Raw genomic sequence first — 8805 nt, forward strand, 5'->3', positions numbered from 1 at the left:
CAACCGCCAGAATAAGGAGATGTCCTTGGGCATCAGCGCGCTGACCCCCCCGACCCGTTCGGAAGATGTGGTAGAGACACTTCTGGAATTTCCCGACAACCGCCTGCTCATCGGCCTCTGCGGTGAATTCGACCGCAATCTGGCGCAGATCGAACACCAGATGGGCGTGCATATCCTGCGGCGGGGCAACCGGCTGGCGGTGATCGGCGAGAAGAACGCGCGGGAACAGGCGGCGGCGGTGCTTCGCGGGCTCTACGCCCGGCTGGAATCCGGCCGCGCCGTGGTGGCGGGCGACATCGACGGCGCGATCCGCATGGGCAAGCCGATGACCGACCTGATCCGCGACCCGGGCGAGCAGATCGAGCTCTTCACCCCCGGCAAATACGAGATCCGCACCCGCAAGAAGCCGGTCGAGCCGCGCACCGAGGCGCAGAAGGCCTATGTGGCCAACCTCTTCGACAACGAGCTCGGCTTCGGCATCGGCCCGGCGGGCACCGGCAAGACCTATCTTGCGGTGGCGGTGGGCGTGACCATGCTGATCGGCGGCGTGGTGGACAAGATCATCCTCAGCCGTCCGGCGGTTGAGGCGGGCGAGAGGCTCGGTTTCCTGCCAGGCGACATGAAGGAGAAGATCGACCCCTACATGCAGCCGCTCTACGACGCGCTGAACGATTTCCTGCCGCAGAAGCAGCTCGCCAAGCTGATGGAGGAGAAGCGGATCGAGATCGCTCCCCTGGCCTTCATGCGCGGGCGCACGCTGAGCAACGCCTTCGTGGTGCTGGACGAGGCGCAGAACGCCACGACCATGCAGATGAAGATGTTCCTCACCCGTCTGGGCGAGGGCAGCCGCATGGTCATCACCGGCGACCGCACCCAGATCGACCTGCCGCGCGGCACCGCCTCGGGGTTGCAGGACGCCGAGCGCATCCTGAACGGGGTGCGGGGCGTGACCTTCAACTACTTCACCTCGAAGGACGTGGTGCGGCACCCGCTTGTCGCCCGCATCATCGAGGCGTATGAGGCCGACGATGGAGCCTCTGGTTGACACAGTCATAGAAGACCCGCGCTGGGAGGGCATCGACCTTCCGGCGCTGGCCTCGCGCGCGGCAGGGGCGACCCTTGCCGCGCTTTCGCTCGAGCCCGAGGGCTTCGGCATCGTGCTGATGGGCTGCGACGACGCCCGCATCGCCGAGCTGAACGGTGCCTTCCGGCAGAAGGGCCAGCCGACCAACGTGCTGTCCTTCCCCGCGGAGGACCGCGCTCCGGAAGAACCGGGGCTGGCGCCGGAGCTGCCCGAACCGGGCGATCCCGACGACCCCGAGGAACTTGGCGACATCGCCATCGCCTGGGAGACCTGCGCGCGGGAAGCCGCCGAGCAGGAAAAAGCGATGCAGGACCATGTGACACACCTGATCGTTCATGGCATTCTGCATCTGTTGGGCTATGACCACATCGAGGACGCGGATGCCGAATTGATGGAGGCCATCGAGACGCGCGTACTTGCAACTCTCGGCATCGCCGACCCATATTGAACGACCCGCGCCGATCCTGGCGTTTCACTTCTTGGAAAAGGACCGATGGGCAGTAGCAACGACGGGTCTCTCGCAGCGCAGGGCGCGCAGAGATCGAGTGACGACGACCACCCCCCAGAGCCTGGGCAACGCGGCATCATCGGCCGCATCCTCAGCGCGTTCAGCCCGAACGAGCCCGCGAATGACGCCGGCTCGTCGCAATCGACGGCGCTGACGCTGGCTCACAGCCTCACCCTTCCCGGCATCGCCAACCTGCGCCGCCTGCGCGTCGACGATGTGGCGATTCCCAAGGTCGAGGTGATCGCCGTGCCGCTGGACATCGGCAAGGACGAGCTGGTCGAGGTGTTCCGCGAACATGGCTTCTCCCGCATGCCGGTCTACAAGGGCACGCTGGACCACCCGCAGGGGCTGGTGCTGCTGAAGGACCTGGCGCTGCAGCACGGGTTCAACGGCTCCAGCGGCCGGTTCAGCCTGCGCAAGCTGCTGCGCCCCGTGCTCTATGCCCCGCCCTCGATGCCGATCGGCGTGCTTCTGCAGAAGATGCAGCGCGAGCGGGTGCATATGGCGCTGGTGATCGACGAATACGGCGGCGTGGACGGGCTGGTGACCATCGAGGACCTGATCGAGACCGTGATCGGCGAGATCGAGGACGAGCATGACGAGGCCGAGGGTGCGCTCTGGGTCCAGGAGAAGCCGGGGGTCTACATCGTCCAGTCCCGCGCCCCGCTGGAGGAGTTCGAAGCCGAGATCGGCCTCAGGCTGCGCCGCGACGAGGAGGACGAGGAGATCGACACGCTGGGCGGTCTGGTCTTCCTGCGCACGGGCCGGGTGCCGGTGCGCGGCGAGATCGTGCCGCACGAGAGCGGGGCCGAGTTCGAGGTGATCGACGCCGATCCGCGCCGCATCAAGCGGCTGCGGGTGCGGATGCCGGGGGTGGTGCAGGCCCAGACCCCGGTGGCGCTGATCGAGAAGGCCACCGAAGGCGCGTGACCGCCGGGGGGAGCCGCCCTCGGGGCCATCGAGGCCCCTCGGGCGGCGCTGCCGCGGAGGGACTTCAACTGGGCGTGTCCCTTGGCTGGGGCAAGGCGAAACAGTCACGGCGTTGGCCGGCAGCCTGATGCGGGCTGCCGGTCAACACATCGCCCGTGGCGGAACAGCGCGCAAATAATGACGCCGAACGCCGTGCCGGCGGAAGTCCGGGCGGCGGCCGGCAGCTTTCACCTCAGGAATGGTTGTCCGGCGTCGCCCCAGTCGCGGCAGGGGCGCGCTGCCGCCCCGCCGGATCACGCGGCCCTGATCGGCGGGCTCTTGACGACCCCGCGCCGGCGGGGCACCCAGCGGCTGACGCAGCCGCAGGACAGACCCATGACCGCCAAAGCCGAACAGTGGAGCCTGCGCGCGCGGCTGGGCGCGGCCTTCGGGCTGGGGGCGGTGATGGCCTCGGGTCAGGCCCCGCTCGGCTTCTGGGGGCTGACCCTGATCGGCCTGGCGGCGTTGACGCTGCTGGTGGCGCGCGAGCCGGGCCGCAAGACGGCGGCGCTGACCGGCTGGTTCGGCGGGGCCGGCTATTTCGCCCTGTCGCTGAGCTGGATCTTCGAGCCTTTCCTGATCGACGCCGCCCGCGACGGCTGGATGGCCCCCTTCGCCGTTGTGCTGATCTCCTTCGGGCTGGCGCTGTTCTGGGCGCTGGCGGGCTTCCTTTCGGCCCTGCCGACCCATCCGGCGCGGCGGGCGCTTGCCTTCGCCACGGCGCTGGCGGCGGTGGAGCTGGCGCGGGGCTACGTGCTGACCGGCTTTCCCTGGGCGCTGGTCGGCCATGTCTGGATCGGGACCTGGCCGGCGCAGGCAGCGAGCCTGATCGGCCCCTCCGGCCTGACGCTGATGACCACGCTCGCCGCGGCGCTGCCGGTCGCCTTCCGCTGGAAGGGCGCGCTGGCGGGCGGGCTGATCCTCGCCGCCGCCGCGGGCTTCGGCTGGCAGCGGCTGCAGCAGCCGGAGCCGGAGGCGCCGGGGATCACCCTGCGGCTGGTGCAGCCGAACGCCGATCAGGCGACGAAATGGCAGCCGGGCATGGCGCGGATGCTGTTCGACCGCCAGCTGACCTTCACCGCCGCCGAGCCGCGGCCGGACGCGGTGATCTGGCCCGAGACCGCGGTGCCCTATCTGCTGGAAGAGTCGGAGGGCGCACTGATCGAGATGGCCGAGGCGGCGCAGGGTGCGCCGGTGCTGGCCGGCATCCAGCGCGGCGAGGGCTGGCGGTTCTGGAACTCGCTGGTGGTGGTGGCCGCCGACGCCGGGGTGCAGGCGGTCTATGACAAGCACCATTTGGTGCCCTTCGGCGAATACATCCCCTTCGGCGACACGATGGACCGGCTGTTCGGCATCCGGGCCTTTGCGGCGCAGCAAGGCAACGGCTATTCCGAGGGGGCCGGCGCTTCGGTGCTGGATCTGGGCGCCTTGGGCAAGGTGCTGCCGCTGATCTGCTACGAGGCGGTGTTCCCGCAGGACCTGCGCGCCGCGCCGGAACGCGCCGACTGGATCCTGCAGGTAACCAACGACGCCTGGTTCGGCACGCTGACCGGCCCCTATCAGCATCTGGCCCAGGCGCGGCTGCGCGCCATCGAGCAGGGGCTGCCGCTGGTCCGGGTGGCCAATACCGGGGTTTCGGCGCTGATCGACGCGAAGGGGCGGATCCTGGACGAACTGCCGCTTGGCGCGGCAGGTTACAAAGATGTCGCACTGCCGGGGTCTTTACCCGCTACCCCCTTCGCAACATTGGGAGAATTCCCGGTCCTGCTGATGTTCGCGGCCCTTGCGGCGGGCTTGCTCCTGCGCCGCAGGCCGCGGCAGGCTTGACCCTTCGGGGGGGCGGGTGTAGCCGCGACTTATCGAACCGTCACAACGGCTTCCTGGCGTGGCGGGGGTAACCCAACGGAGCACTTCCCAATGTCACGCAACAACTACGTCTTCACTTCCGAGTCCGTCTCGGAGGGCCATCCCGACAAGCTTTGCGACCGGGTATCCGACGCCATCCTCGACGCCTTCCTGACCGAAGAACCCAACGCCCGGGTCGCCTGCGAAACCTTCGCCACGACCAACCGCGTTGTCGTCGGCGGCGAGGTGGGGCTCTCCGATCCCGACAAGCTGAACGAGTTCATGGGCCGAGTCGACGGTATCGTGCGCGACTGCGTGAAGGACATCGGCTACGAGCAGGAACACTTCCACTGGCAGGGCATCGAGGTGCAGAACTACCTGCACAAGCAGTCCGCCCATATCGCCCAGGGCGTCGACCGTGACGGCGCCGGCGACCAGGGCATCATGTTCGGCTATGCCTGCCGCGAGACCGCCGAGCTGATGCCGGCCCCGATCCTCTACTCCCATGCCATCCTGCGCCGCTTGGCCGAGGTGCGCAAATCCGGCCAGGAGCCGACGCTGCGGCCCGACGCCAAGTCGCAGCTCTCGCTGCGCTACGTGAACGGCAAGCCGGTCGAGGTGACCTCGATCGTGCTCTCGACCCAGCACTCCGACGCCGGGCAGACCAGCGCCGACATCCGCGCCATCGTCGAGCCCTATATCCGTGAAGTGCTGCCCGAGGGCTGGCTGACCGAGGCGACCGAGTGGTGGGTGAACCCGACCGGCACCTTCGTGATCGGCGGGCCGGACGGCGACGCGGGGCTGACCGGCCGCAAGATCATCGTCGACACCTATGGCGGCGCCGCGCCGCATGGCGGCGGGGCCTTCTCGGGCAAGGATCCGACCAAGGTGGACCGTTCGGCGGCCTATGCCGCGCGCTACCTCGCCAAGAACGTGGTGGCGGCGGGTCTGGCCGACCGCTGCACGCTGCAGGTCTCCTACGCCATCGGCGTGGCCAAGCCGCTGTCGATCTATGTCGACACGCATGGCACCGGCGAGGTCGACGCCTCGGCGATCGAGAAGGCCGTGGCCGAATGCATGGATCTGACGCCGCGCGGCATCCGCGAGCATCTGAACCTGAACCGTCCGATCTACGCCCGGACCTCGGCCTATGGCCATTTCGGTCGCGCGCCGGAGGCCGACGGCGGCTTCTCCTGGGAGCGGACCGACCTGATCGAGCAGCTGAAGAAGGCCGTCTGAGCCTTCCCACCGCTGGAAAGAATGAAGCCCCGGAGCAAACTCCGGGGCTTTGCTGTAGAATGATCTGCCTCAAAAATATCTGCTTGAAATGGGGGAGGCCTCAGCCGACGAGGGCGTCGTAGAGGCCGTAGGCGCCGCGGACAGAGTTCAGCGAGCTCGTGTTGCCGCTGTCGCGGGCATAGGCCTGCACGGCGCGGTAGGTGTTCGGACCCCAGGCGCCGTCGATCGAGCCCGAGTAGTAGCCGTAGCGCGCCAGCTCCAGCTGGATCTCACGGCGCATCTGCGGGCTGTATTCGTTGAAGGTGGTCGCGGCGGGGACCGAATAGATGCTCGGCGCGCGGTACCGCGGCTCGTAGGCCACGGGGGCCGTGCGGGCATAGGTCGGCGTCGGTTGCTGCACGTAGTATTGCGGCTGCGGCGCGTAATACTGCGGCTGCTGCTGCACGACGCGACGCGGATGCTGGTTCTGCTGGTTGCGCTGCTGGTTGATCAGCGCGCCCACCGCGACGGTGGCGGCGACGCCGGTCAGGAAGCCCTTCTCGCGCTTGCCCAAGGCATGGGCCGGGGCGACGGCGCCGGCCATCATGGCGAAGGAGACGAGGGCAGCGACTCCGGTTTTCTTCAGGTTGGCTTGCATGGATCTGATCCTCCAGGTGTTGATGCCGCCAACATGGGTCGGGGGAGCAGGCTAAGCAAAAACGGCAGGATGTTATCGCATAACAGGAAGGATGATATGGGATACTCGTCCATCAAGCCATTGATTGTACGAGATATTGTTTTGGTTCCCTCCGGGCCCCCGAAAGGAAGAAGATTTCTGGCGGCAGAAGTTTTTCCGCCGCGCCAAGTCAAGGCGCCACCCGGGCCCAGCCGAAGCGCTCGCGGGGGGGCTTTGGCTTGACGCATTGCGGCGCTTTGGCTAGGCCCCGAGGCTGCATCAGCGAAAGCCTGTCATGACCGACGATCCCGACCTGCCGCCCGCCGCCCCGGAATGGCGCAACTTCTACGGCCGCCGCTTCGGCAAGACGCTGCGGCCGAGCCAAAAGGGTTATCTGAACGAGGACCTCGAGGCGCTGCGCCCGCGCGGCATCACCCGCGAGGAGAACCCCGAGCGGCAGCCGCTCGACCTTCCGGCGCTGTTCGGCGACGACCGCCAGGTCTGGCTGGAGATCGGCTTCGGCGGCGGCGAGCATATGGTGCATATGGCGGCGACCAACCCGGGCATCGGGTTGATCGGCTGCGAGCCCTATATCAACGGTGTGGCGATGCTTCTGGGCAAGATCCGCGCGGCGGGGGTGGGGAACCTCGCGGTGCATCCGGGCGATGTGCGCGACCTCTTCGACGTGCTGCCCGCGGCGAGCCTGAGCCGCGCCTTCCTCAACTACCCCGATCCCTGGCCCAAGACGCGCCACCACCGCCGCCGCTTCGTGACGCAGGAGCATCTGGTGCCCCTGGCCCGGGCGATGAAACCGGGGGCCGAATTCCGCGTGGCGAGCGACATTCCCGACTACATCCGCCAGACGCTGGAGGAGGTGCCGCAGGCAGGCTTCACGCTGGTCTCGGAGGGCTCCGAGGCCTGGCCCGACTGGTATTCCACCCGCTACGAGCAGAAGGCGCTGCGCGAGGGGCGGGCGCCGCATTATGTGACCTTCACCCGCGCCGGCTGATCGCGCTGGACCGGAGCGGGCGGTTTCGCTAAGCCAGCCGCGACGGAATTGCGAGGAATGACCCATGTCCGGCCACGGCCAAGCCCAACCGATGACTTCCCGGCGCAACGGCCCGCTGACGGGCCGCGCCGAAGTGCCCGGCGACAAGTCGATCAGCCACCGCGCGCTGATCCTCGGCGCGCTGGCGGTAGGTGAGACGAAGATCACCGGGCTCTTGGAAGGGCAGGACGTGCTCGACACCGCCAAGGCGATGCGCGCCTTCGGGGCCGAGGTGATCCACCACGGGCCGGGCAGCTGGTCGGTGCATGGCGTGGGCGTCGGTGGCTTTGCCGAACCGGCGGAGGTGATCGACTGCGGCAACTCCGGCACCGGCGTGCGGTTGATCATGGGCTGCATGGCGACCTCGCCGATCACCGCGACCTTCACCGGCGACGCCAGCCTGCGCAAGCGCCCGATGGGCCGCGTCACCGACCCGCTGGCGCTGTTCGGCGCCAAGGCCTACGGGCGCAAGGGCGGCCGGCTGCCGATGACGGTGGTCGGCGCGGCCAGTCCGGTGCCGGTGCGCTATGCGACGCCCGTCGCCTCGGCGCAGGTCAAATCGGCGGTGCTGCTGGCCGGGCTGAACGCGCCCGGACAGACCGTGGTGATCGAGCGCGAGGCGACGCGGGACCATTCCGAGCGGATGCTGGTGGGTTTCGGCGCCGAGCTGACGGTCGAGGACGGCGCGGAGGGCCGGGTCATCACCCTGACCGGCCAGCCGGAGCTGAAGGCCCAGACCGTGGCCGTGCCGCGCGACCCCTCCTCGGCGGCCTTCCCGGTCTGCGCCGCGCTGGTGGTCGAGGGCTCGGAGATCTTCGTGCCGGGGGTCAGCCAGAACCTGACCCGCAACGGGCTCTACCTCACGCTGGTCGAGATGGGCGCCGACATCGCCTTCGAGAACCCGCGCGAGGAGGGTGGCGAGCCGGTGGCCGACCTGCGCGTGCGCTTCGGGCCGCTGAAGGGCATCGAGGTGCCGCCCGAGCGTGCGCCGTCGATGATCGACGAATACCCGATCCTCTCGGTCGTCGCCGCCTGCGCCGAGGGCCGCACGGTGATGCGCGGGGTGAAGGAACTCCGGGTGAAGGAAAGCGACCGGATCGACGCGATGGCGCGCGGGCTCGAGGCCTGCGGCGTCCAAGTCGAGGAGGACGAGGACACGCTGATCGTCTATGGTATGGGTGCTGGCGGCGTGCCGGGCGGGGCGACCTGCAAGACCCATATCGACCACCGCATCGCCATGAGCTTTCTGGTGCTGGGGATGGCGGCGCAGAAGCCGGTGTCGGTCGACGACGGCTCGCCCATCGCCACTTCCTTCCCGGCCTTCCTGCCCCTGATGGCGCGGCTCGGGGCGGATGTGTCGGATCTCTAGGCCCGGGCAGGGCAGGGGGGCTGTCTGCCCCCCACGCCGGCTGCGCCGGCTCCCCCCGAGAGTATTTTTGCAAAGAAGAAACAGGATG

The 8805-nt window shown here is 68.6% G+C and carries 8 protein-coding genes and 1 riboswitch; of the genes, 7 read left to right on the plus strand and 1 reads right to left on the minus strand.

Annotated elements, in window-relative coordinates; genetic code table 11:
* The first annotated feature begins 19 nt into the window (after window positions 1-19).
* From C5F48_RS10785 to metK, 5 genes are all read left to right on the plus strand, one after another.
* Entirely contained in the window at window positions 20-1045 is a 1026-nt protein-coding gene (locus C5F48_RS10785; protein WP_170139695.1) for a PhoH family protein, read from the plus strand.
* On the plus strand, window positions 1029-1532 hold the full coding sequence (ybeY, locus tag C5F48_RS10790; protein ID WP_107663918.1) for an rRNA maturation RNase YbeY: 504 nt from the start codon (window positions 1029-1031) through the stop codon (window positions 1530-1532). Before C5F48_RS10785 ends, ybeY begins: the two co-directional genes overlap by 17 nt.
* Window positions 1533-1577: 45 nt before the next feature.
* Window positions 1578-2522: a hemolysin family protein gene (locus C5F48_RS10795; protein ID WP_107663919.1), complete on the plus strand. Its 945-nt coding sequence runs from the start codon at window positions 1578-1580 to the stop codon at window positions 2520-2522.
* A 375-nt stretch (window positions 2523-2897) separates the two neighbouring features.
* Window positions 2898-4388 carry an apolipoprotein N-acyltransferase gene (lnt, locus tag C5F48_RS10800; protein WP_107663920.1) on the plus strand — a complete coding sequence of 497 codons (1491 nt, stop codon included), beginning with the start codon at window positions 2898-2900 and terminating at the stop codon, window positions 4386-4388.
* 34 nt (window positions 4389-4422) lie between these two features.
* A riboswitch (SAM-SAH riboswitch) is annotated at window positions 4423-4471 on the plus strand.
* A gap of 7 nt (window positions 4472-4478) precedes the next feature.
* Window positions 4479-5645, plus strand: coding sequence for a methionine adenosyltransferase (metK, locus tag C5F48_RS10805; protein WP_107663921.1), 1167 nt, complete (start codon window positions 4479-4481; stop codon window positions 5643-5645).
* 100 nt (window positions 5646-5745) lie between these two features.
* Here metK and C5F48_RS10810 read toward each other — a convergent pair whose 3' ends face one another.
* Window positions 5746-6282, minus strand: coding sequence for a peptidoglycan-binding protein (locus C5F48_RS10810; protein ID WP_107663922.1), 537 nt, complete (start codon window positions 6280-6282; stop codon window positions 5746-5748).
* Window positions 6283-6595: 313 nt separating this feature from the next.
* Between C5F48_RS10810 and trmB the strand changes: the two genes are divergently transcribed.
* Together trmB and aroA are read left to right on the plus strand one after the other, a co-directional pair.
* Window positions 6596-7309, plus strand: coding sequence for a tRNA (guanine(46)-N(7))-methyltransferase TrmB (trmB, locus tag C5F48_RS10815; RefSeq protein WP_107663923.1), 714 nt, complete (start codon window positions 6596-6598; stop codon window positions 7307-7309).
* A 64-nt stretch (window positions 7310-7373) separates the two neighbouring features.
* Window positions 7374-8717: a 3-phosphoshikimate 1-carboxyvinyltransferase gene (aroA, locus tag C5F48_RS10820; RefSeq protein WP_107663924.1), complete on the plus strand. Its 1344-nt coding sequence runs from the start codon at window positions 7374-7376 to the stop codon at window positions 8715-8717.
* Window positions 8718-8805 lie beyond the last annotated feature (88 nt).

This window comes from Cereibacter changlensis JA139, assembly GCF_003034985.1.
Taxonomy (GTDB): domain Bacteria; phylum Pseudomonadota; class Alphaproteobacteria; order Rhodobacterales; family Rhodobacteraceae; genus Cereibacter; species Cereibacter changlensis.